Below are 22,228 nucleotides of genomic sequence, written 5' to 3'. Positions count from 1 at the left end.
AAAAGAGGGCGCTCGCTCAAAAAGGCAAATGCGAAATTTAGCAGTTTCGCCGCTGATCCTGTGGATAACGGTGCGGCACCCGCTCGATTCCAGCCTCCATGGCGGGGAGTTGCGGTTTGACGGCGACGGCGGCATCTGCTCAAACCGTGATCAACGCGCAAATGGTGAGGGAGGGCAGCATGGCGGGTTACATCCTGGCGATCGATCAGGGAACCACGTCGACACGGTCAATCGTGTTTGACGAAACAATGCAGATCGCCGGTGTCGGCCAGACCGAGTTTCCGCAGATCTTTCCGAAATCGGGCTGGGTGGAGCACGATCCGGAGGCGATCTGGGAGAGCGTGCTCGTGACGGTCAAGCAGGCGCTGGAGGCCGCAGGCCTTGAGGCATCGCAGATCGCCGCAATCGGCATCACCAACCAGCGCGAGACCGTCGTCGTGTGGGACCGCCAGACCGGCAAGCCGATCCACAACGCCATCGTCTGGCAGGATCGCCGCACCGCATCCTATTGCGAAAAGCTCAAACGCGAGGGTCTCGAAAAGACCTTCTCGAAGCGCACCGGCCTGCTGCTCGACCCGTATTTTTCCGGCACCAAGCTTTCCTGGCTGCTGTCCAATGTGAAGGGGGCGAGGGCGCGCGCCGCAAAGGGCGAACTCTGCTTCGGCACGATCGATACGTTTCTGATCTGGCGGCTGACGGGGGAAAAAGCTTCGTCACCGACGCCACCAATGCCTCGCGCACGTTGATCTACAATATCGCCGACAATGCCTGGGACCAGTCGCTGCTTGATATCCTCAAGATCCCGGCCGCCATGCTGCCCGAGGTGAAGGACTGCGCCGACGATTTCGGCGTGACGGAAAAATCCCTGTTCGGCGCCGAGATCCCGATCCTCGGCGTTGCGGGCGATCAGCAGGCGGCAACGATCGGCCAGGCCTGTTTCGAACCGGGCATGATGAAATCCACCTATGGCACCGGTTGTTTTGCCGTTCTCAACACGGGACGCGACATGGTGCCTTCGAAAAACCGGCTGCTCACCACCATCGCCTACCGGCTGGACGGCGAGACGACCTATGCGCTGGAAGGCTCGATCTTTATCGCGGGCGCTGCCGTGCAATGGCTGCGCGACGGAATCGGCGTCATCGACAAGGCGTCGAAATCGGGAGATCTTGCCGCAAAGGCGGATCCGCAGCAGGACGTCTATCTGGTGCCCGCCTTTACCGGCATGGGCGCGCCGCACTGGGATGCGGAGGCGCGCGGCGCCATGTTCGGCCTCACACGAGCGACGGGACCGGCGGAAATTGCCCGCGCGGCACTCGAAGCCGTCTGCTACCAGACCCGCGACCTCTTGGATGCCATGTGCCGCGACTGGAAGAACCGCAGCGGCGACACGGTGCTGAGGGTCGATGGCGGCATGGTTGCTTCCGACTGGACGATGCAGCGCCTCTCCGACCTCCTTGACGCGCCGGTCGATCGCCCCAAGATCCTCGAAACCACCGCCCTTGGCGCCGCCTGGCTCGCCGGCTCCAAGGCCGGCGTCTGGCCAGACCGCAAGGCTTTTGCCAAAAGCTGGGCGCGAGAACGCCGGTTTGAGCCGGAGATGGACCCGAAGACACGGGTTGCCAAGATCAAGGGCTGGAAGGACGCGGTAAGGCGGACGTTGACGAAGGGGTGAGGGGGAATTTTGGCCTCAGCCCTCTTGCTTATCTAGCACCAGTCAATTTGTCGCTTGTTGACCGACCGCTCCCAGGTCGGGCTTGTAGCCGGGTTGACTGAATGGAGCCGGCTGTTTCCGCATCGATCGTGCTTTCAACTTGGAACGAACTGCGCCGACCGATGCTGCTCCGAGCATGATTCCCAAAAGTGCGGACGTCTTGATCGAGAGAAACGCGCCGCCGAACAGCGCCGTCGTGGTGATGTAGATCGATGCCATCAGTGGCAGGATCGGCGGCGTCAGGCGGGTCGAACTCAGGACGCCTGAAAAGAGGTAGAGGCAGAGCAACATGCCTGGCAGTGTGGCAGCGTAGACGAGATAGAGGATGCCGCTGTCGCCGAACCGGCTCACGTTCAAGGCGCCCGAGAACAACTCGAAGATGTTGGTACTGGTGACGACATCGAATGTGATGGCGATGCGTCGAGGGGTTTCGGACTCGGCAAGCCGGCCATCACTCATCATGTAGAAGAAAAATGCCGCGACCAGCACGATGGCCGGACCCCAAGCCGACCATGCCATTCTGATATGCGACTGGAGACATGACAGACCGAAAAAGAGGATGATCATGGCGGACGGCACACGCGAGTCGGCCAGCAGTGCCAGGACCAGGCAGGCGGCAAATGCGCCCGCGCGTTGCCAGGGGTAGTGCCGGAACCAGACGGCGAAGAACATGCAGGCGACGACTGCGAAATATCCGAGCGACAGAGGTTCCAGAAACGGTCCACCGATCCGGTGATCGGTCAGGAAGCCGAAGAAACTTCCGCCGCCGCGGTTGGCGCCGAGATAAAGCCCCATCTCGTCCGAGCCGCTGGCGAGCTGGTCGGAGACCCAGACGCGGGTGTTGCGGAAGAACGAGAGGGGATTGAACAGCGTGGTATAGAGGCCGACCAGGAACGCATCCAGAAAGCAGATGACACCGACCGCAGCGATGATCAGCTTTAAGGCCTTGAACGGAAATTGCCTGATGACACTTCCGAAGATTATGAAGATCGGGATGACCATCAGGTCGTAGTAATGTTTCGAATTGAGCTCGTTCCAGATCGACGCCAAGAGTGCAAAAACACCAAGGCAGGCGCAGGCGATCCAGAAGCTCAACGGAAGCTGTGGCCGCCGCAGAACAGCAACAGCAATCGCTGCTGCAGTAATCGCTAATTGAGCGACGGACGCGATAGTCGAATTGACGGGAAACAGAAGGCTGTTGGAGAAAGCAAGGGCCGTATTCAGGAGCGTTGCGGCAAACAAGAATATGCTTGCCGGCCTATCGACGTCGTTGTTTTTTCTGTAGGTCTGCAATGGCTGCCCCAATCCCGTCAACCGCCCCCGGTTTGTGGAACTGTTCTTAGCAGATCGATGTATTCATCGACAATCGGTCAGGATTTATTTCTCACGCTGTCGTCTGCCCGCAGTTTAAGCAGTATCTTTCGGACGGTTTGCTTATTTATCATCTTGGCACGAGACGATCCGGTCCGATTGGATCAGCGCAGGCCGCGGTCGCCGTCCGACCGGTGTCCCATAAAAAGACACATCATACCGGGTAAAATTCGGCGGTGCCATTTTCATGCCGGTATCGCTCGCCTATGGTCGCACCGCAAATTCGAGAAGGTGAAGAATGGTTCGGCTGCTGCGTGTTCTGTCGTTTTTTCTGGTGTCATGCTTGGCGGTCGCTGCCGGCCGGACCGAGGCGCAGGCAGGTTACGCGCATTTTATCTATGATGTGAGCGCGGGCAAGATTCTTGCGTCCGAAAATGGCGACGTGCTCAATCACCCCGCGTCGCTCACCAAGATGATGACGCTTTATCTCACCTTCGAGGCGATCAAGAGCGGCCGGATGACCTGGGACGAGCAGATCGTCATGACGCCGAACGCGGCGTCGAAGATCCCGTTCAAGCTGGGGCTGAAGCCCGGCGAGACGCTGTCCGTGCGCGAGGCGGTGCTTGCCACCGGCATCCGATCCGCCAACGACTCGGCGGCGGCGCTCGGCGATCGTCTTGGCGGTTCGGAAGAACGGTTCGCGACGATGATGACGGCGAAAGCCCGGGCGCTCGGCATGTCGAAGACGGTGTTCCGCAATGCGTCCGGCCTGCCGGATCCGGCCCAGATCACCACCGCCCGCGACATGGCGATCCTGGCTTTGTCGCTGATCCGCGACTATCCGAGCGAGTACCAGCTGTTTTCGATGCGGTCGTTCGTGTTCCGCGGCCGGACCATCCGTGGCCATAACAATCTCATGTACCGCTATCCCGGCATGGACGGGATCAAGACCGGTTTCGTCAACGCCTCCGGCTACAATCTGGCAAGCGCCGTTGTCGTCAACGGCAAGCGCTATATCGGCGTGGTGATGGGCGGCAAGTCCGCCCGCAAGCGCGATGACCAGATGGCGGCGCTGCTCGATCAGTATACCAACCCGATGCGGCCGGCAGGCGGTGCGCTTGTGGCGACGGCGGAACCGCAAAAGCGTCCCGGCGTCCAGCCTGGGGGCCAGGCGGGAGCTCCGGCGGCGGGCCAGGTCCTCTCCTATGCCGAACAGCCGCGCCGTCAGATTTCGCCCGGCATGGCATCGTCGAGCCAGAGGACTGTCGCTGCCAGTGCCGGCGGCAGAACCCAGTCGCGCACCGGCATCGAACCGCCGGTTCCCTTGCCCTCCGCGCGGGTCGCCGATGCGTCGAGCGCTGCATCGCAGGTGGATGCCGCGTCGAACGCCGCAGGCTGGAGCATCCAGGTTGCCGCCGCCGGCAGCCGCAGGGCCGCGACCGCGATGCTGGAGCGGGCACTGCCGGTTCTCGCAGGCGGGTTCGGCCCGGCGGCACCAAGCGTCGAGGGTTACAAGGATGGCGCCCGCGAGTATTTTCGCGCACGTTTTGTTGGATTTGCCAGCCGTGAGGTTGCCGCCAGCGCCTGCGCCTCGCTGCAGGCGAAATCGATGACCTGTTTCGTGGTGCGCTGAGGCCTTACTCGATCGTTTCGCCGGGATAGACGCCCCACAGATCCGCCTGTCTGACGAAGCCGGCAAGCCGGCGGTTCTGCAATTGCGCGCGGCACCAGCGGCCGTCGCACCTGACGATATCGAGTTTCACCTCCGCTTGCAGTTGCGCCACCGGCCGCCCGTCGGATGCGGGCGCGATGCGCAACGGCACCGTCTCCTTGATCCAGGGGCCGACCACGGCGGTGCGGTTGCCGGACAGAAGCGCTGCAAACATCCAACCGCTCGCGCCCTGCTGGTCACGCACGCGCCGCCAGTTTCCGTATTCCTCGATGATTTCAAGCGGCAGGCCACGGGCGGAATAGACAAAGGATGTCGGGTGATCCAGCGAGGGCCCGACCCGCATATGCGCCGTTCGTGATTTCAGCGACACAAAGCGGGGGATCGGAAACCCGGTCGAGCGGCCTTTCTTCCAGCCGTCGTTGAACGCGGCTTGCGCCTGCGGCACGCTGCCCCCCGTTTCGACCGGTGCCAGGATGGCGATCAGGACCAGGAGAGCGGGCAAGGCTCCTCTGGCGCGCGTTCCGATTTTTCCGTTTGTTTTCATCAACCCGCCATCGTTGCTGCAGCCAGCTAAGGCCGGCTGCGGCATTCAAGTCGGTCGTGGTTAGCAGGGCGTTAATCAACGCCACCAACGGGGACACGATGTACTCACGATGGGGTTATCGGTCGGCGCTCCCGGCCTGCGCCCGGTAGTCCCTGACGAGCCCTTCGTAAGCGTCCATCGGCGGAAATTCCGCAAAACTGTGGGTGGCGCCCGTGTTTGCCCAGGGGAATTTCGTGGACGTGAAGGTTTCGATGAAGGGCGCAAACCAGTCGGCATCGTCGAGCATGGTCGGCCGGATGTTGACGAACCCGTCCATCCCTGTCGCCTTCGTGTAGAGCCAGCTCTTGCAGCGCGAGCAGTGGTAGTGATGGACGTCGTCGCCATGCATGCCGCCGATGACAGCCTTTCCCGCTGTGACCTCGAAACCATCGGCAGGAATGGCGGCCGAGCAGGAGAAGGCGCTGGCGCTCATCTTCTGGCACCCCTTGCAGTGGCAGGCCATCGTGACCAGCGGCGCTGCACTGATCCGGAAGCGGATTTCGCCGCAACGGCAGGACCCGCCGAGCGGCAGTTTCGGCATCGGCATCTCCTCAGGTGACCCCGAGAAGATAGCGCATCATGCTGACAATGTCAGGCGGGGCGTTTCGGGATATCCAGTCCGCTCTGCACGGCGGGACGGGCAAGGCCGCGTTCCAGCCATTTCGGCACATGGACAAGCTCGTCATAGCCGACGAGGTCGCCGGCACCGTAAAAGCCGATCAGGTTGCGAACCCATCCGAGCATGGAAATGTCGGCGATCGTGTATTCATCGCCCATCACCCAGTCGCGACCGGCGAGCCGGGTTTCCAGCACGCGGATCAGCCGGGCGCTCTCCTTGGCGTAGCGGTCGCGCGGGCGCTTGTCTTCGAAATCCTTGCCGGCGAATTTGTGGAAGAAACCGAGCTGGCCGAACATCGGACCGAGCCCGCCCATCTGAAACATCACCCACTGGATCGCCTCGTAACGGCCCGCCGGGTCGGCGGGCAGAAACTGTCCGGTCTTTTCGGCGAGATAGATCAGGATCGCCCCCGATTCGAACAGCGCAAGAGGCTTGCCGCCCGGACCATCCGGATCGAGGATCGCCGGGATCTTGCCGTTCGGGTTGAGCGACAGATACTCTGGCTCCCAGGTCTCGTTCGCCCCGATATTGATGAAATGCGGCTCGTAAGCCAGTCCCGTCTCCTCCAGCATGATCGAAACCTTCACGCCATTCGGCGTGGGCGTCGAATAGAGCTGAAGGACTTGAGGGTTTTGGGCGGGCCAGCGGGTGGTGATCGGATAAGCGGAAAGATCGGCCATGGGGGATCCTCGGGTTGAACTATCCAGAACACCCTAGTTCGGTGACTGCCCGTGGAAAAGAGGAAACGTTTCGGTGGCTGTCAGCCCGAATTGCACCACGAAAAAGCCGGGCGTCCTTGCGGACACCCGGCTCCATTCATTCCGTCCAGGCCGCCGCGATTACAAAGCGATGTCCGGGACTTTCTTGACGTCGCCAGCGGGAGTTACCGTTGCGCTGGCGGCGGCTGCTGCGTTGACCGCCGGGGAGGCGATGGCCAGCTGCAGACGGGCTTCCGTGGCGGCCCATGCCTTGGCAAGCATGTCCGGGTTGTCGTTCAGCTTCTGGCCGTAGCTCGGAACGATCGTGTGGACGCGTTCCTGCCATTCCGGTGTCTTCAGCTTTTCGGCGAACACCTTCTTCAGAACATCGAGCATGATCGGGGCTGCGGTCGAGGCGCCCGGCGAAGCGCCGAGAAGGGCTGCGATCGAGCCGTCCTTGGCTGCGACGATCTCGGTGCCGAGCTTCAGCACGCCGCCCTTGACGGGATCGCGCTTGATGATCTGCACGCGCTGGCCGGCCTGCCACAGGCGCCAGTCCTCGGCCTTGGCATTGGGGAAGTAGACCTTGAGCGCTTCGAAGCGGTCTTCGTCGGACATGATCAGCTGGCCGGCGAGATACTGGACGAGCGCGAACTCGTCGGTGCCGACCTTGACCATCGGCCAGATGTTGTCGAGCGTGACCGATGCCGGCAGATCGAACAGCGAGCCTTCCTTCAGGTACTTCGTGGAGAAGGTGGCGAAGGGGCCGAACAGGATGTGGCGCTTGCCTTCGAGCACGCGCGTGTCGAGATGCGGCACCGACATCGGCGGAGCGCCGGTCTCGGCCTGGCCATAGGCCTTGGCGAGGTGACGTTCGACGATCTCAGGCTTGTCGCAGACGAGGAACGAGCCACCGACCGGGAAGCCGGCATATTCGTCGCCTTCCGGAATGCCGGACATCTGCAGAAGCGGCAATGCGCCGCCGCCGGCACCGATAAAGACGAATTTCGCCCGGACCGTTTCGGATGCGCCGGTGTCACGGTTGGAATAGCTGACCGTCCAGGTGCCGTCGTCGTTCTTCTGCATGTCGTCGACTTCCGACGAGGTGCGCAGGGTGAACGTCTGCTGGGCCTTCAGGTGCGCCACGTACTGGCGGGTGATTTCGCCCCACTCGACGTCGGTGCCGAGCGGGCTCCAGGTGACGGCGAGCTTCTGGTTCGCGTCACGGCCTTCCATCATCAGCGGAACCCATTCGGCGATCTTGGCGTGATCGTTGGAGAATTCCATGCCGGAGAAGAGCGGGCTCGCCTTCAGCGCTTCGAAGCGCTTGGCCAGGAACGCGGTGTTGTCTTCGCCCCAGACGAAGCTCATGTGCGGCGTCGAGTTGATGAACGAGCGCGGATCCTTCAGAACGCCGACATCCACCTGGTGGGCGAGGAACTGACGGGTGACCTGGAACGCTTCGTTGATTTCGATTGCGCGGCTGATCTGGACATTGCCGTTGCTGTCCATCGGCGAATAATTGAGTTCGGCGAGCGCCGAGTGGCCGGTGCCGGCGTTGTTCCAGCCGTTGGAGCTTTCCATCGCGACCTTGTCGAGGCGCTCGATCATTTCGATCGTCCAGGTCGGCTCGAGCTGCGAGATGAGAACGCCGAGCGTGGCGCTCATGATGCCGCCGCCGACGAGGAGAACGTCGACCGTCTTTTCGGGAGAGGTGGTTTGCGCCCAGCTCGGAAGCGTCGTTGCGCCAAGTGCAGCAGCGCCGCCCGCAGCGGAGCCGAGAAGCTGGCGACGGCTGACCGCCATGCCGCTTGTGGAGGACGAAATGTTATTGTTCTTGGAAGGCATCGCCACCTCGGAATTGTTGGTGTTTCGCTCCTCCCGCGGCGGTCTCTAAGGGATTTATCATAGACCGACAAGCCCCCGTTGCGGCATTTTGTCGGTAGGACAGCGTGACGCGGCGGCTGTTCTTCAAAAGATGATTGAATTCATCTTGTTTTGATCCGGCGGCGTGGATATAGGGCGCGTGCGCCCATCGTCCTTCAACAGGGAACCACTCTCGTGACAGCGATTAAGTCTCTTCTGGCCGTCTCCGGCCTTTGCGCCGCTCTTGGTCTCGCGACTGCCGATCTTGCCGAGGCGGCAACCCAGTACCCGCTGACGATCGACAATTGTGGCGCTTCCGTCACGTTCCAGAAGGCCCCGGAACGGGCCGTCGGACTTGGCCAGAACAGCGCGGAAATCCTGCTGATGCTCGGGCTCGAGGACAGGATGGTCGGAACAGCGTTCTGGCCGAGCAAGGTTCTGCCGGAACTTGCCGAGGCCAATGCCAAGGTGAAGCTGCTCACCGTCGAATTTCCGACATTTGAAAGCATCCTGGCGCAGAACCCGGATTTTGCCGCCGCCGCCCTGCCGAGCCTGATCGGCCCGACGAGCAAGGTTGCCAAGCGCGAGGATTTCGACAAGGTCGGCGTGCCCACCTACATCTCGCCAAGCACCTGCCTTTCCACCGAAAAGGTGAAGAACGAATACGGCAGCCGCGACCAGCTTTGGAATATGGACCTGCTCTATAAGGAGATCGCCGAGCTTTCGCAGATCTTCGACGTTTCCGAGCGTGGCGAAGCGGTCATCGCCGATTTCAAGGCGCGTGAGGCCGCCCTTCGTTCGAGCGTTGCCAAGGACGGCAAGACACTCTCCTACCTGTTCTGGTTCTCCAGCCAGTCGCCGACCGCCGATGCCTATCTCGGCGGCAAGAACGCGGCCTCCGGCTTTATCGCCGATCTCTTGGGCGGCAAGAATGCCGTGACGGCGGAAGCCGAATGGCCGACGCTTGGATGGGAAAGCATCATCGCTGCCAATCCCGATGTGATCGTGGTCGCCAATCTCGACCGCAACCGTTGGGAGCTGGACAAGCCGGACGCCAAGATCAAGTTCCTGACCACCGATCCGGCCGTCAGCCAGATTGCGGCCGTCAAGAACAAGGCGATGGTGGTGATGGACGGTCAGGCGATGAACCCGACCATCCGCACGATCTACGGCGCCGAACAGGTGGCCGCGCAGCTCAGGGCGCTTGGTCTCCTGAAGTGAGCCAAATGCAGCGACCGATCCCGCAGCAAAGCCGGCATACGGGCCGGCAGAACGGGCGGCAGCTTGCCGTCCTGTTCGGCCTGCTGCTGGCGTCGCTCGCCGCCATCGGTCTCGTGGTCGGAGTGAGCGTCGGGATCGGCGACCTGCCGATCCCGCTTTCGACGACCTATGCCGCGATCACCAACCGGCTGGGCTGGACGGCGATCGAGCTCAACCGGATCCACGAGACTGTGATCTGGGACTACCGCCTCAGCCGGGCGCTGGTCGCATCCTTCTGCGGTGCGGGTCTTGCGCTGTCTGGCGCCATCATGCAGTCGCTGCTGCGCAATCCGCTGGCCGAGCCCTATGTGCTCGGCATTTCCGCCGGCGCCTCCACCGGGGCGGTGGCAATCGTCATTCTCGGGCTTGGCGCTGGCACGGTGTCGCTTTCGGCCGGTGCCTTTGCCGGCGCCTTTGCGGCGTTCTTTTTCGTAGCGTTGCTGTCGAACGGCGCGCGTGGCGGGGCGGATCGCACCATTCTTGCGGGCGTAGCGGCATCGCAGCTGTTCAACGCGGCAACCTCCTATATCGTTACCACATCCGGCAATGCGCAGCAGGCGCGTGACGTGATGTTCTGGCTGCTCGGCAGTTTCGGCGGCGTGCGCTGGCCGGAATTCATGCTCGTCTCGGTCATCGTCGGCGTGTGCCTGATCGTCTGCCTGTTCTATGCGCGGGTGCTCGACGCGTTTGCCTTCGGAGACGAGGCGGCCGCCTCGCTCGGCGTCAATGTCGGTCGGGCCCGCATCGTGCTGTTTGCGCTGACGGCGATCATGACGGCGACGATCGTCTCGATGGTTGGAACGATCGGCTTTGTCGGTCTCGTCGTGCCGCATGCGGCGAGGTTCATCGTCGGGCCTTTGCATATCCGGCTGCTGCCGGCCTGTGCCATCGTCGGTGCAATCTTCATGGTGCTGGCCGATATCGCCTCGCGGGCGCTGATCCCGCAGCAGGTTCTGCCGATCGGCGTCGTCACAGCTTTGGTCGGCGTGCCGTTCTTCTCCGTCATTCTCTACCGGTTCCAGAAGTCGTCATGAGCATCAGAGCGGAAAATCTCAGCTGGAAGATCGGCCGCAAGACCATTCTCGACGGCGTGTCCTTCGCGGCCGAACCGGGTAAGATGGTTGGGCTGCTCGGGCCGAACGGATCGGGCAAGACCTCGCTTTTGCGCCTGATCGCCGGACTGAAGACGCCACATGCGGGCAAAGTGACGCTCGATGGCCGGGATATCGGCACGATCGGGCGCCGCGCGATCGCGCAGAGGGTGGCGTTCGTGGAGCAGCATGCGACGACCAATTCCAGTCTGCGCGTGATCGATGTGGTCAAGCTCGGGCGCTTTCCGCACCGGTCGATGTTTTCGGGCTGGTCGATGGCCGACGACGAGGCGGTGACAGAAGCGCTTGCACGATCCGGCATGGTGGAAAAGCGCAACGATCGCTGGCAGAGCCTGTCGGGTGGCGAGAGGCAGCGCGTGCATATCGCCAGGGCGCTCGCGCAATCGCCAAAGGAACTGATTCTCGACGAGCCGACCAACCATCTCGACGTCCAGCACCAGATCAGCCTGATGCGGCTGGTTGCCGGTCTGCCGGTCACAAGCGTGATCGCGCTGCACGATCTCAACCACGCCGCGATGTTCTGCGACAGCCTGATCATCCTGCAGCAGGGCAAGATCGTTGCATCAGGGACACCGGAGGAGATCATCACGCAGGAACTTCTGAGGGACGTGTTTTCGGTCGATGCGCGGGTGGAAACCTCGTCGCATCACGGGCGGCCGCATATCCACTATCTGCGATAGATCCGAAAACCTCGTATTCGCGCTTCCCTTGCGACGCATTCGTTGTAGGCTCATGTCCTCAGCACGTTAAACACGCACGGGAGAGAGACGGATGACACACGCCGCTTACGCACTGCAGATCGTCCGCGAGTTCGATGTGCCGGCCGAGAAACTCTACAAGGTTTGGACGACGCCGGAACGGTTCGGCGAGTGGTTCTGCCCGCTGCCCTGGAAAGTGACGCAGGCGCGCGCCGACCTTCGCCCCGGCGGCGAGAGTTTTGTGCTGATGCAGGGGCCGGAAGGCGAAACGGTGCCGAATGCCGGAGTTTATTTGGAAGTCGTGCCGAACAGGAAGCTCGTGTTTACCGACGCCTATACGGCCGGATGGGTGCCCTCGGCCAAGCCGTTCATGACCGGCATCATCGCGTTCGAGGATATCGGCGGCGGACGCTCGCGCTACACGGCAACGGCCGTCCACTGGGCCGAGGAAGACATGATCGCCCACCGGGACATGGGGTTCGAGCAAGGCTGGGGCGTGGTTGCGGACCAGATGGCCGAGATTGCCAAGACGATGTAGGCCGTGAACTCTCGAATTGGGTTGAATCGGTTATGCAATTTGGCCAGGTGTAGTCCATGCTCAAGTTCGTCAAACTGCAACTCGGCCGAGGTTGGGTGGCCGAACCTAATGCGCCCGAGCCCCAAGTTTCGGCTGAGGGCCCCTCCGTCAAGGTCCGGTTCCGCGCGTTCAGGACCGTTCCCGACAAAAAGCCGACAGGTGTACGCAGGGCGTTGAGCCTTTTTTCGAAGACAAGTCCGAAATTTGAGGAGACATGGGGCACCTTGAGATTTGTTGGCTGCAGCCGCTGGCGCTGGGACAGCACCAATGATCATGAATGGTATAAGGTAGACGGCCATGGTCGTTACAGCGGTATTGCTCCTCGTTGGGGCGAGTTCTATGAGCTAGTCGGTCCCGACCCTGACCGCGATGCCGTGTCTTGGGACGAGATCGGGGCAGACACCGTTCACTCACGGCATTTCCTATATTATTTCCGCGACGAGACGATCGAGTTCATAGCAGAGGAATGGTCGTTCATCCCGAGCTGACGAGGTCAATCGGCGCGGGCTCGGCAGTTTTCGGGGGCCTCCCGCCGCGGCATAACCTGATTGAGATCCAGCAATGAGCGGCTGGAGTTTGGGACAGGTTGGCGTGACCTTTCTCGCCATGGCAAAACTGGCCTGTGTTCGGCTCACTCTCCGCCATAACGAAACTACGATGTAGTTTAGCCGAGGGTTATCAAGCGCTTGGGCAGTCTCGCTTGTATCCTGATTCCGCCATGGCTGAGCGCTGACGATGCGAATCCGGGTTTGCCTTCAACTGTCTGAAAACGGATCCCTTTTTGCCACTCGAGTTGCTCGAACGAACCGTTCGAGAAAATCCGGTTTGCGGGATGTCTGTCCGGTGACTATGTGACTGGCATCAGCAACCGGATATCTTCTGACGATGGAACTCGGCCTTTACACTTTCGGTGATCTCGACCCGACCGCGCTCAACAAGGGTGGGGAGGCGGCACGGCGGGTGACGAACCTTCTGGAAGAGATCGAGCTTGCCGACCAGGTGGGGCTCGACGTGTTCGGGCTCGGAGAACATCACCGGGCCGACTATGTGATATCGTCGCCGGCGACGGTGCTTGCTGCCGCTGCAGTGCGCACCAAAAACATCCGGCTGACGAGCGCGGTGACGGTTCTGTCTTCGGAAGATCCGGTGCGGGTGTTTCAGGAATTTGCGACAGTCGACCTGATTTCCGGCGGCCGGGCCGAGATCATGGCCGGGCGCGGCTCGTTTATCGAATCCTTCCCGCTATTCGGTTACGACCTTGGCGATTACGACGACCTGTTTTCGGAAAAGCTCGATCTGCTGCTCGCGCTGCGCGACAACGAGATCGTGACCTGGCAGGGCGAGAAGCGTGCGCCGATCAATGGCCGCGGCGTCTATCCGCGGCCGTTGCAGAACCAGATGCCGGTGTGGATCGCGGTCGGCGGTACGCCGCAGTCTGTGGCGCGTGCGGGGGCCATGGGCCTGCCGCTTGCGGTCGCCATCATCGGCGGCGAATATCCGCGCTTTGCGCCGTTCTTCAAGCTTTACCGCGAGGCGGCGACGCGGGCCGGGCATGATGCCGCCGCGCTGCCGACCAGCATCGCTGTGCATGGGTTCATCGCCGATACGACCGATATCGCTGCCCAGCAGTTTTACGGGCCGCAGGCCGCGGTGATGGACCGGATCGGTCGCGAGCGCGGCTGGGGGCCGACCAACCGGGCGCATTTCGACCAGGCCCGTGGTCCGATCGGCAATCTCTTTGTCGGCGAGCCGGAGCTGGTGGCGGAAAAGATCATCGCTGCCCACACGGTGTTCGGCATGAGCCGTTTCATGCTGCAGATGGCGATCGGCCTGATGCCGCATGATCAGATCATGCGCGGCATTGAACTCTACGGCACGAAAGTGGCGCCGATCGTCAGAAAAGAGATCGGGAGCCCAAAAAGCATTTGACGGGCCGGGTCGTTGGCGCGAAACCGGCGACCTTACAGAGAATGGACGTGCGGGACGGATGATCATTTCGAACGAAGACGAGCTTGCAAAGCTCAAGGAGATCGGCAGGCTCTGTGCCCGCGCGGTGGATTTGATGGGCAAGGCGCTCGAGCCCGGGATCACCACCCGCGAACTGGATGCGATCGGCCGCAAGCTTCTGGAAGACAGTGGCGCGCAGTCGGCACCCGAGCATGACTACCAGTTTCCGGGCGCGACCTGCATTTCCGTCAACGAGGAAGTGGCGCACGGAATTCCCGGCGACCGGGCGATTGCGGCTGGCGATCTCGTCAATATCGACGTTTCGGCGCTCAAGGATGGATTTTACGGCGATACCGGCGCGTCATTCTGCGTGCCGCCGGTCAAGCGCGAGGTCGAAAAGCTGTGCCGCGACGGCAAGCGGGCGCTGTGGACCGGGTTGCAGCAGGTGAAGACGGGAAAGCCGATTGCCGGCATCGGCAACGCGATCGGGGCGTTTGCCAAGAAGAACCGCTATACGCTGATCACCAATCTTTCCAGCCACGGCATCGGCCGCTCGCTGCACGAGGAGCCGGGTGAAGTGCCGACATGGCCGGATCCGCAGGAAAGCCGTATCATGGAGGAGGGGCTGGTGTTTACCATCGAGCCGTTCCTGTCGCTCGGCGGCGAATGGGCCGAGGACGCCGACGACAAGAGCGATCCGTGGACGCTCTACAGCGAACCCAAGGCGCCGACCGTGCAGTTCGAGCACACGATCGTGGTGACGCGCAACGGGCCGCTGATCCTGACGCTGGCAGACTAGGCTATCCTAGCTCTGTCAGCAGACCGGCCGAAGAGTCGGCCGGGTCGATCCGATCAGCTTTTCTTGTGTTTGCTGCAGACGATATCTAGCCTGCGATAGAAAGCGTCGGCGCGCTCCTGATTGAGCTTGTCCATCATCAGGCTGGTCTGGCGACGGGCAGCGCTTTCGAGCAACTGGGCAAACGCCGCGTTGCCGATCTGGTCGGCCTCGCGCAGCTGCGAGATCAAAGGGTCGGACATCACGTCCGAACGGGTAAGATCCTGGTTCATCAATATAAACTCCATCATCCCTACAAAATCGATCCGAACACCTGAAACGGCATTCGAAGGGTACGATGCGTAGATTTCCTAAAATGAACGCCGGCCGGGACATCCGAATCACCGGAGCTCTGTCGACCTTCATATAATGCCCGTCATTCGTGTCAGCAAAGCGACAGAAGTCGTGATTTGTGGTGTCGGGAATGGGATTGCAGGTGACCCGAATTTGCGGCTGCTCGACCACCCATCAGCGCTCGTCATCGCAGCGATGACAATTTCTGCATTGTGCAGCGCAACCGCCGCTGGGATAAGGCGGCATGTTGCAGATCTCTACGCCTCAGGTTCGAACCCCCCTTATGATCGGCGTGTCCGGCGGCGTTGCGATGGCGGCGGCGATGGGGTTCGGGCGGTTCTTCTATACACCGGTGCTGCCGGGGATGATTGCGGGCATTCCGATCTCGGCTGCCGATGCGGGCACGATTGCAGCCGGTAACTTTGCGGGTTATCTGGCCGGTGCCGTGCTTTCGGCCTATGGCTGGGCGTCAGGTCGCGAGCGGCAGGTGGCGCTCGGAGGATTGCTGGCGACTGCAGTTCTTCTGGCGGCCATGGGTCTTTCGACATCGGTCCCGGTGTTTGTGGTGATCCGCTTTCTCGCCGGGCTCGCCAGTGCGTTTTCGATGATCTTTACCTCCGCCGTCGTGCTGCCGCATGCGGTGGGGCGACCGACTGTCGGCATGCTGCATTACGGCGGCGTCGGCGCCGGCATCGCGCTGTCGTCGGCGCTTGCCTTCATCGTCAACACGGTGGCGGGTGATGCGGCGCACGGGTGGCGGATCAACTGGTTTGCGGGTGCGGCAATCGCGTTTCTTGTCTTCCTCCTGGTGTCGCGCGGATTGCCGCGGCCGGCCGGGGAGACGCGGGTACCCGTCGAGCCCAGGCTCGTCTGGAACCGTCCGCTCGTGCTGATAACGCTGTCCTATGGCCTGTTCGGCTTCGGTTATGTGATTACCGCCACCTTTCTTGTCGCGATTGCGCGGATGGGCAATGCCGGGTCGGTGGTCGAGTTTCTGGCCTGGTTCGTTACCGGGTGTGCGGCCACGGTTTCGCTGTTTGCCTGGCAGCCATTCGTCAGGCGGCTGGGGCTCGGGGCCGCCTATTGCGCCGCCATCGCGTTGCTGTGGCTCGGCGTGCTCGGCTCGGTGATACTGCCTGCGGTTCCAGGTGCGCTGTTCGGCGGATTGCTGCTCGGGGCGACGTTCATGGTCGTTACCGCCTACGGGCTGCAGCTCGGTCGCCAGCTTGCGCCGCAAAGCCCGCGCCGCGCCTTTGCCTTCATGACCGCCGCCTTCGGCACCGGCCAGATCGTCGGGCCGCTGGTGGCAGGGTTTATAGCCGAGCGAAGTGGTAGCTTCACCCTGCCGTCGCTGATTGCAGCCGGCGCGCTTGTCGTGTGCGTCGGGCTGGCATTGCCGCTGATCCGGCATGTGCCTCGACGGGACGCCTGAGGGCTGATGCTTACATTTATGTAACAATGGTGGGGAACCATTGCCGCTCCCTTGGAACTGCCTTAGTTTCCGGCCACATCGTCCACCCCGACATCATCCTAGAATCGAACTCAGGAAAGCGCGCGCTCCGTGTTCCACTCCTTCTTTCCCCGACCCAAACTGTTTTTCCTTTCGGCGATTGCATTTGCGTTTGTCGCTGTCCTCGCCTGGTATTTTGTTTTTGCCGGTATCGGCGACAGTCTTGGCTTCGGCGCGCCGGAGGGGGCGGTGGAACCATATGACCTCACCTTCTTCCTGATGCCGTCCAATGTCTTTTTCTATGCCTATTTTGCAATCTGCATGCTGTTGTTCGGCGCCGCATGGAGTTTCATCGATCGCTACAATCCGTGGATCGGCTGGTCGGTGTGGGGATCCCTGTTGATCGTCGCCGTCACCTATTTCGGCGTGCAGGTGACCGTCGTCATCAACAACTGGCGCCGTCCTTTCGGTGATACGCTGATGAACGCCCTGCAGGGCAAGCCGGGGACGACGGCATGGGACTTCTACAGTCTGATGCTGATCTTCGCGCAGGTGGCTTTCCTCAGCATGGCCGTATCGATCCTCACGGATTTCTTCACCAGCCACTACATCTTTCGCTGGCGCACGGCGATGAACGACTTCTACATGTCGAAATGGGAGCAGTTGCGCCATATCGAAGGCGCATCGCAGCGTGTCCAGGAAGATACGATGCGGTTCTCCGCGACGCTGGAAGGCCTTGGCATCACGCTGATCAATTCCGTGATGACCCTGATCGTCTTCCTGCCGATCCTGTTCGGACTGTCGAGCTACGTGACGGAACTGCCGATTATCGGGCAGATACCGCATGCGCTGTTCTGGTTGGCGATCTTCTGGGCAACCTTTGGTACCGTTCTTCTGGCAACTGTCGGCGTCAAGCTTCCGGGGTTAAATTTCCGCAATCAGCGCGTTGAAGCCGCCTACCGCAAGGAACTTGTTTACGGCGAGGACCATGCCGATCGCGCCCAGCCTGCGACGGTCAGAGAACTCTACGGGAATGTGCGGAAGAACTATTTCCGCATGTACTGGCATTACCTCTATTTCAACGTCGCCCGCTATTTCTACATCCAGGCGGACGGGCTTTTCCTGCTGTTCATGCTGGTTCCAACCATCGTCGCCGGCAAGATTACCTATGGTATCTACCAGCAGATCGCCACGGCCTTCGGGCAGGTGTCGAACTCGTTCCAGTATCTGGTCAATTCCTGGACGACGATCATCGAGCTTCTATCGATCCACAAGCGCCTGAAGGCCTTCGAGGCGGCGATCGATGGTGAGCCGCTGCCGGAGATCGACCGGAATTATCTGGTGCGTGAAGCGGAAGGCGGGGAGATGGCGGCGAACAAGCCGACCTGACCTGATCGTCGTTTCCAGATAGCAGACAGCAGTTTTGGCCGCGCCGGGTGACTAGTCCGGCGCGGTTTCTCGTTCAGGGGAAGGGCAGGCGGCGCAATAAGGGTATTTTGGAGTTCAGGCTTTCCGCCTGCCGGGACCGTTTCTGATGATTTTCGGGATGCCGAAAACCGTCACGGTCATCATCGGAACCGGTTCTTTCGAACCTTTTGGTGATGCCGGTTCGCGAACCCGGTTTCCCACCCGATGACGCAATCATTATCGCGCGGCCCGACAGCGTGAGGACGAGCGTTTCTCAAAAAAACGATAATCCGTTGGTTTGAAACGGAGATAACGTGCATTAGCGGATTTTTCGGACGCCTTTAGGCGATAGATTTGCGGCGGAACCGCATCTGGTTCAGCGTCCAGCCGGCCAGGCAGCCGATGGCGGCGCCTGCAGCCTTGACCAGTGCGTCATCCATATGGGCATGCCGCGAGGGCGACAGGAGCTGCAGCAGCTCAATGCCGCCAGCCCCGATCAAGAGCAGAACTGCGCAATAAATCCACTGGCGCGGATAGGCGACGACGAAGAGGAAGGCCATCACGGCGAAGGCCGCCGCCCGGTCGACATCGACGGGCAGGAGGTCGTGCGGCCGCAGGTCGATCGGCGAGATCGTCACGAAGACGATTGCGGCGAGCGCCAGCCAGGCCAGGGTTCTGGCCGGATTTGCGAGAAGGCGGTTTGTCATCAGGGTGTCATACCGAACTATGCTGCATTGCAAAAATCGAATCGTCGCCCGCGGTTAACGGCGTCCAGCAGACGGCTACAGGCCGGACGTTGCCTTGGCCTTGCGACGTTCTGCGATCATGGGGATGGCCTGCTTGTAGCTGACGCAGGCGACATCGTCCCTATTGCAGACTTCCGAGACCAGCCGTTCCATCGCCCGCCAATAGGCACCGCCGTTCATCTCGACGAAATGAAAGCCGAGCTGAACAGGAATGCGGTCACCGTCGTATTCGCGGTCGAAGGCGGCGCGGAATGCGGAATAGGCGCGGTCCTCGAACGTGGACGACTGGCTGGGATTGTCGATGCCGCCGGAATGGCGGATGAACAGATTGTAGTCCATGGCGATGATCGGTCGCTGCGACGGGCCTTCGGGAATGAGCGGCAGGCCGAAGCGGATCAGCCCATCCTCGTCGTCCGGCATCATCGGCCCCTTGGTGACGAGGCTTGCATCATAGGTGAAGCCCGCTTTTTTCTCGGCGACGGTCATGCCGGCGCTGGTGGCGAAATAGGGCGCCCGAAAACCATGGATGTCGTTCGCCACGAAATCCTTCCAGCCGTCGGGTTCGCTTTCGCCAGCACCGACCGCCGTCCAGGCATTGCCGAGCACGCGCGAGAAGGTCGTCATCTCGGCGCTCCAGTCTGCCGCGGACCAGTCCTTGCCGTCGAAGTGGCCGCAGGTGTGGCTGGAAATGTCGTGGCCTTCCTGATGCGCCTGCCAGATATGGGAAAGCCGTTCTCGCGCTTCGTCTTTCGTCTGGGCAAAGCCGATATTGGAGCGGCCGGGCTTGTGGCCCGGTCCCTGATAGGTCGACCGCTCGGCGCGGGGGATCAGCAGCGTGCAGGACAGGAAGTAGGTGAAGTGGGCGTTGTTGGCCCTCGCAAAATCGCGGCTGCGCTGCCACAGGTGGTTGGGACCGGCGCCATCGAAGGAGACGATCAGCAACTGTTTCGGCCGCTCGTCTGCGCTCAGCGCCGGGGAGGCGAGGCAGAGGCAAAGGGCGATGGAGGAAAAGAGCAAACGCATGGCAACCCGGTACTGTGTCCAAAGGGGAGAATCGAGGCGAATTTCCCTGCGCCCGGATTAAGGCGAAGCTTTGAATTGGGATATGATAGAAGGGACCAAGGCTCCTTGCATCAACAAGCTTGTTTGAGAATTGCGTGAGGGGCCTTACATCCTTAGCAAAATAAGCTATTAGGCGCTCTTTAGATGGATGGGGCCCCACCAAGGCCGGAGTGATCATGGCGCAGAACGACGACAGCTTTTTCCGTGAGGTCAACGAAGAACTTCGTTCCGACCAGTTGCAGTATGTGTGGAAGCGCTATAGCCGTATCCTGATCGGCGTTGCCGTTCTTGTCGTCCTCGGCACGGCGGGCTGGCGCGGGTACGAATACTGGGAAAACCACGGTTCGTCGCAATCGGGTGACCGGTTCATCGCTGCGCTCGATCTTGCCTCGAAGGGCAAGAACGACGAAGCGCTGGCAGCGCTGTCTGCGATCGAAAAGGATGGCTCCGGCGCCTATCCGGTTCTCGCCAAGATGCGCGCCGGCTCGGTTCAGGCCGCCAAGGGCGATACCGGCGCTGCCATCTCCACCTTTACAGCGATCGGCGGCGACACTTCAGCGCCGGCCGCAATCCGCGATCTCGCAAAACTGCGCGCCGCATGGCTGCTGATCGACGCCGGCACCTACGATCAGGTGTCTGCACAGGCGCAGGCCATGGCCAACCAGGGCCAGACGCTTGCCAATTCCGCCCGCGAGGCACTCGGTCTTGCCGCCTACAAGGCCGGCAACATGGCGGAAGCCAAGACCTGGTTCCAGCGGATCGCCGAGGATGCCAGTGCGCCGCGCAACGTTGCCAACCGCGCCCAGATCATGCTCGACAACATCGCCGCATCCGGCAAGGCGCCCTGATTTTTCGCCACAGGGCAGCAAGGAACGACTATGAGCTTCACCGTCGCCATCGTAGGACGCCCGAATGTCGGCAAGTCCACGCTCTTCAACCGGCTGGTCGGCAAGAAGCTCGCGCTCGTCGACGATACGCCGGGCGTTACCCGTGACCGCCGCCCGGGCGATGCCAAGCTGATCGACCTCAGGTTCATCATCATCGATACGGCGGGTCTCGAAGAGGTCGGTCCCGATACGCTCGAGGGCCGCATGCGGGCCCAGACCGAGCTCGCCATCGAGGATGCCGACCTGACGCTGTTCGTGGTCGATGCGAAATTCGGTCTGACACCGCTCGACAAGACGTTCGGCGAACTGTTGCGCCGCAGCGGCAAGCCGGTCGTGCTGGTGGCCAACAAATCCGAAGCCAAAGGCTCCGACGGTGGCTTCTACGATGCCTATACGCTGGGTCTCGGCGAGCCGGTGCCGATTTCTGCCGAACACGGTCAGGGCATGATCGACCTGCGCGACGCGATCGTCGAGGCGATCGGCGAAGACCGTGCGTTTCCGGAAGGCGACGACGACGAGGCCGAAACCGATATCGACGTTCGTGATTCCGTGCTGGGTGAAGAGGTCGACGACGATTTCGAGCCTGAATATGACGATACCAAGCCGCTGCGGGTTGCGATTATCGGTCGCCCCAATGCGGGCAAGTCGACGCTGATCAACCGCTTCCTTGGCGAGGACAGGCTGCTGACCGGCCCGGAAGCCGGCATTACCCGCGACAGCATTTCCGTCGACTGGGAGTGGCGCGGCCGCACGATCAAGATGTTCGACACGGCCGGCATGCGCAAAAAGGCCCGCGTCCAGGAAAAACTCGAAAAGCTGTCCGTCGCCGACGCGCTGCGGTCCATCCGGTTTGCCGAGACTGTCGTGATCGTGTTCGATGCGACCATTCCGTTTGAAAAGCAGGACCTGCAGCTGGTCGATCTGGTGCTGCGCGAAGGTCGCGCTGCCGTTCTCGCTTTTAACAAGTGGGACCTGGTCGAAGAGCCGCAGGCGGTGCTGGCCGAGCTGCGCGAAAAGACCGAGCGGCTGCTGCCGCAGGCGCGCGGCATCCGCGCCGTGCCGATTTCGGGGCAGACCGGCTATTCGCTCGACAAGCTGATGCAGAGCATCATCGACACCGACATGGTGTGGAACAAGCGCATTTCGACGGCTAAGCTCAATCGCTGGCTGGCAGGCACGCAGGTGCAGCATCCGCCACCGGCTGTTTCGGGCCGCCGCCTCAAGCTCAAATACATGACGCAGGTCAAGGCCCGCCCGCCGGCCTTCATGATTTCCTGCACGCGTCCCGATTCTCTGCCGGAAAGCTATGTGCGCTATCTGACCAACGGTTTGCGCGCCGATTTCCAGATCCCGGGCGTGCCGATCCGCATTCACTTCAAGGCGGGCGAGAACCCGTTCGAAAACCGCCGCAAGAAGCGATAAACCTGCTCGGTGATCGCGTTTACCGCAGAACGTCGATCATCAGCGGCACGAGCGATTTCGCCAAATGGTTG

20 protein-coding genes and 1 pseudogene are annotated in these 22,228 nt (G+C 61.6%); 13 read left to right on the top strand and 8 right to left on the bottom strand.

Annotation, left to right across the window (positions count from 1 at the left end; all coding sequences use genetic code 11):
- Positions 1 to 179: 179 nt before the first annotated feature.
- Positions 180 to 1,672: pseudogene (gene glpK, locus ACQY1K_RS11705) on the top strand (glycerol kinase GlpK).
- A 42-nt stretch (positions 1,673 to 1,714) separates the two neighbouring features.
- Here the strand turns inward: glpK and ACQY1K_RS11700 are convergent.
- Positions 1,715 to 3,004 (bottom strand): hypothetical protein, encoded by a 1,290-nt coding sequence (locus ACQY1K_RS11700; protein WP_430257428.1) that lies wholly within the window; start codon positions 3,002 to 3,004, stop codon positions 1,715 to 1,717.
- A gap of 316 nt (positions 3,005 to 3,320) precedes the next feature.
- Here ACQY1K_RS11700 and ACQY1K_RS11695 point away from each other — a divergent pair, with 316 nt between their 5' ends.
- The gene (locus tag ACQY1K_RS11695; protein WP_062455530.1) at positions 3,321 to 4,655 is read left to right on the top strand and encodes a D-alanyl-D-alanine carboxypeptidase; all 1,335 of its coding nucleotides are present in this window, start codon (positions 3,321 to 3,323) and stop codon (positions 4,653 to 4,655) included.
- Positions 4,656 to 4,659: 4 nt separating this feature from the next.
- Here ACQY1K_RS11695 and ACQY1K_RS11690 read toward each other — a convergent pair whose 3' ends face one another.
- The 4 genes from ACQY1K_RS11690 to mqo form a co-directional block, all read right to left on the bottom strand.
- Positions 4,660 to 5,196 (bottom strand): SH3 domain-containing protein, encoded by a 537-nt coding sequence (locus tag ACQY1K_RS11690; protein ID WP_192086214.1) that lies wholly within the window; start codon positions 5,194 to 5,196, stop codon positions 4,660 to 4,662.
- Positions 5,197 to 5,353: 157 nt separating this feature from the next.
- Positions 5,354 to 5,824 carry a GFA family protein gene (locus tag ACQY1K_RS11685; RefSeq protein WP_430257427.1) on the bottom strand — a complete coding sequence of 157 codons (471 nt, stop codon included), beginning with the start codon at positions 5,822 to 5,824 and terminating at the stop codon, positions 5,354 to 5,356.
- 44 nt (positions 5,825 to 5,868) lie between these two features.
- Positions 5,869 to 6,576 (bottom strand): glutathione S-transferase N-terminal domain-containing protein, encoded by a 708-nt coding sequence (locus tag ACQY1K_RS11680; RefSeq protein WP_430257426.1) that lies wholly within the window; start codon positions 6,574 to 6,576, stop codon positions 5,869 to 5,871.
- A gap of 159 nt (positions 6,577 to 6,735) precedes the next feature.
- Positions 6,736 to 8,400 (bottom strand): malate dehydrogenase (quinone), encoded by a 1,665-nt coding sequence (mqo, locus tag ACQY1K_RS11675; protein WP_430258990.1) that lies wholly within the window; start codon positions 8,398 to 8,400, stop codon positions 6,736 to 6,738.
- A 255-nt stretch (positions 8,401 to 8,655) separates the two neighbouring features.
- Here mqo and ACQY1K_RS11670 point away from each other — a divergent pair, with 255 nt between their 5' ends.
- From ACQY1K_RS11670 to map, 7 genes are all read left to right on the top strand, one after another.
- Complete coding sequence (locus ACQY1K_RS11670) at positions 8,656 to 9,681, top strand: ABC transporter substrate-binding protein (RefSeq protein WP_430257425.1); 1,026 nt, start codon at positions 8,656 to 8,658, stop codon at positions 9,679 to 9,681.
- A 5-nt stretch (positions 9,682 to 9,686) separates the two neighbouring features.
- Positions 9,687 to 10,754 (top strand): FecCD family ABC transporter permease, encoded by a 1,068-nt coding sequence (locus ACQY1K_RS11665; protein WP_430257424.1) that lies wholly within the window; start codon positions 9,687 to 9,689, stop codon positions 10,752 to 10,754.
- Entirely contained in the window at positions 10,751 to 11,512 is a 762-nt protein-coding gene (locus ACQY1K_RS11660) for an ABC transporter ATP-binding protein (RefSeq protein WP_430257423.1), read from the top strand. The genes ACQY1K_RS11665 and ACQY1K_RS11660 overlap by 4 nt, the downstream gene beginning before the upstream one ends.
- Positions 11,513 to 11,603: 91 nt before the next feature.
- Complete coding sequence (locus ACQY1K_RS11655; RefSeq protein ID WP_062582828.1) at positions 11,604 to 12,068, top strand: SRPBCC family protein; 465 nt, start codon at positions 11,604 to 11,606, stop codon at positions 12,066 to 12,068.
- A gap of 56 nt (positions 12,069 to 12,124) precedes the next feature.
- Positions 12,125 to 12,595: a hypothetical protein gene (locus ACQY1K_RS11650; protein ID WP_113110786.1), complete on the top strand. Its 471-nt coding sequence runs from the start codon at positions 12,125 to 12,127 to the stop codon at positions 12,593 to 12,595.
- A gap of 397 nt (positions 12,596 to 12,992) precedes the next feature.
- A complete protein-coding gene (locus tag ACQY1K_RS11645) occupies positions 12,993 to 14,036 on the top strand; it encodes an LLM class flavin-dependent oxidoreductase (protein ID WP_430257422.1) in 1,044 nt (347 codons plus the stop codon).
- A gap of 58 nt (positions 14,037 to 14,094) precedes the next feature.
- Entirely contained in the window at positions 14,095 to 14,853 is a 759-nt protein-coding gene (gene map, locus ACQY1K_RS11640) for a type I methionyl aminopeptidase (protein ID WP_062455555.1), read from the top strand.
- Positions 14,854 to 14,906: 53 nt separating this feature from the next.
- On the opposite strand, the gene ACQY1K_RS11635 is transcribed toward map, so the two are convergent.
- Positions 14,907 to 15,122, bottom strand: coding sequence for a hypothetical protein (locus ACQY1K_RS11635; RefSeq protein ID WP_062455558.1), 216 nt, complete (start codon positions 15,120 to 15,122; stop codon positions 14,907 to 14,909).
- A 305-nt stretch (positions 15,123 to 15,427) separates the two neighbouring features.
- Between ACQY1K_RS11635 and ACQY1K_RS11630 the strand changes: the two genes are divergently transcribed.
- Together ACQY1K_RS11630 and sbmA are read left to right on the top strand one after the other, a co-directional pair.
- On the top strand, positions 15,428 to 16,615 hold the full coding sequence (locus ACQY1K_RS11630; RefSeq protein WP_430257421.1) for a YbfB/YjiJ family MFS transporter: 1,188 nt from the start codon (positions 15,428 to 15,430) through the stop codon (positions 16,613 to 16,615).
- Positions 16,616 to 16,744: 129 nt separating this feature from the next.
- Positions 16,745 to 18,022: a peptide antibiotic transporter SbmA gene (gene sbmA, locus ACQY1K_RS11625; protein ID WP_062455562.1), complete on the top strand. Its 1,278-nt coding sequence runs from the start codon at positions 16,745 to 16,747 to the stop codon at positions 18,020 to 18,022.
- Positions 18,023 to 18,381: 359 nt separating this feature from the next.
- On the opposite strand, the gene ACQY1K_RS11620 is transcribed toward sbmA, so the two are convergent.
- Together ACQY1K_RS11620 and ACQY1K_RS11615 are read right to left on the bottom strand one after the other, a co-directional pair.
- The gene (locus tag ACQY1K_RS11620; protein WP_430257420.1) at positions 18,382 to 18,747 is read right to left on the bottom strand and encodes a VanZ family protein; all 366 of its coding nucleotides are present in this window, start codon (positions 18,745 to 18,747) and stop codon (positions 18,382 to 18,384) included.
- Positions 18,748 to 18,822: 75 nt separating this feature from the next.
- Positions 18,823 to 19,809 carry a polysaccharide deacetylase gene (locus ACQY1K_RS11615; protein WP_430257419.1) on the bottom strand — a complete coding sequence of 329 codons (987 nt, stop codon included), beginning with the start codon at positions 19,807 to 19,809 and terminating at the stop codon, positions 18,823 to 18,825.
- Positions 19,810 to 20,024: 215 nt separating this feature from the next.
- On the opposite strand from ACQY1K_RS11615, the gene ACQY1K_RS11610 reads away from it, so the two are divergent.
- Together ACQY1K_RS11610 and der are read left to right on the top strand one after the other, a co-directional pair.
- Entirely contained in the window at positions 20,025 to 20,696 is a 672-nt protein-coding gene (locus tag ACQY1K_RS11610) for a tetratricopeptide repeat protein (RefSeq protein WP_062455572.1), read from the top strand.
- Positions 20,697 to 20,726: 30 nt separating this feature from the next.
- Positions 20,727 to 22,157, top strand: coding sequence for a ribosome biogenesis GTPase Der (gene der / locus ACQY1K_RS11605; RefSeq protein WP_430257418.1), 1,431 nt, complete (start codon positions 20,727 to 20,729; stop codon positions 22,155 to 22,157).
- Positions 22,158 to 22,228: the final 71 nt, after the last annotated feature.

Source organism: Neorhizobium sp. IRS_2294 (genome assembly GCF_050500145.1).
GTDB classification, from domain to species: Bacteria; Pseudomonadota; Alphaproteobacteria; order Rhizobiales; family Rhizobiaceae; genus Neorhizobium; species Neorhizobium soli.
The sequence above is the reverse complement of the archived record's forward strand: the minus strand, read 5'-3'. Positions and strand labels throughout refer to the sequence as shown.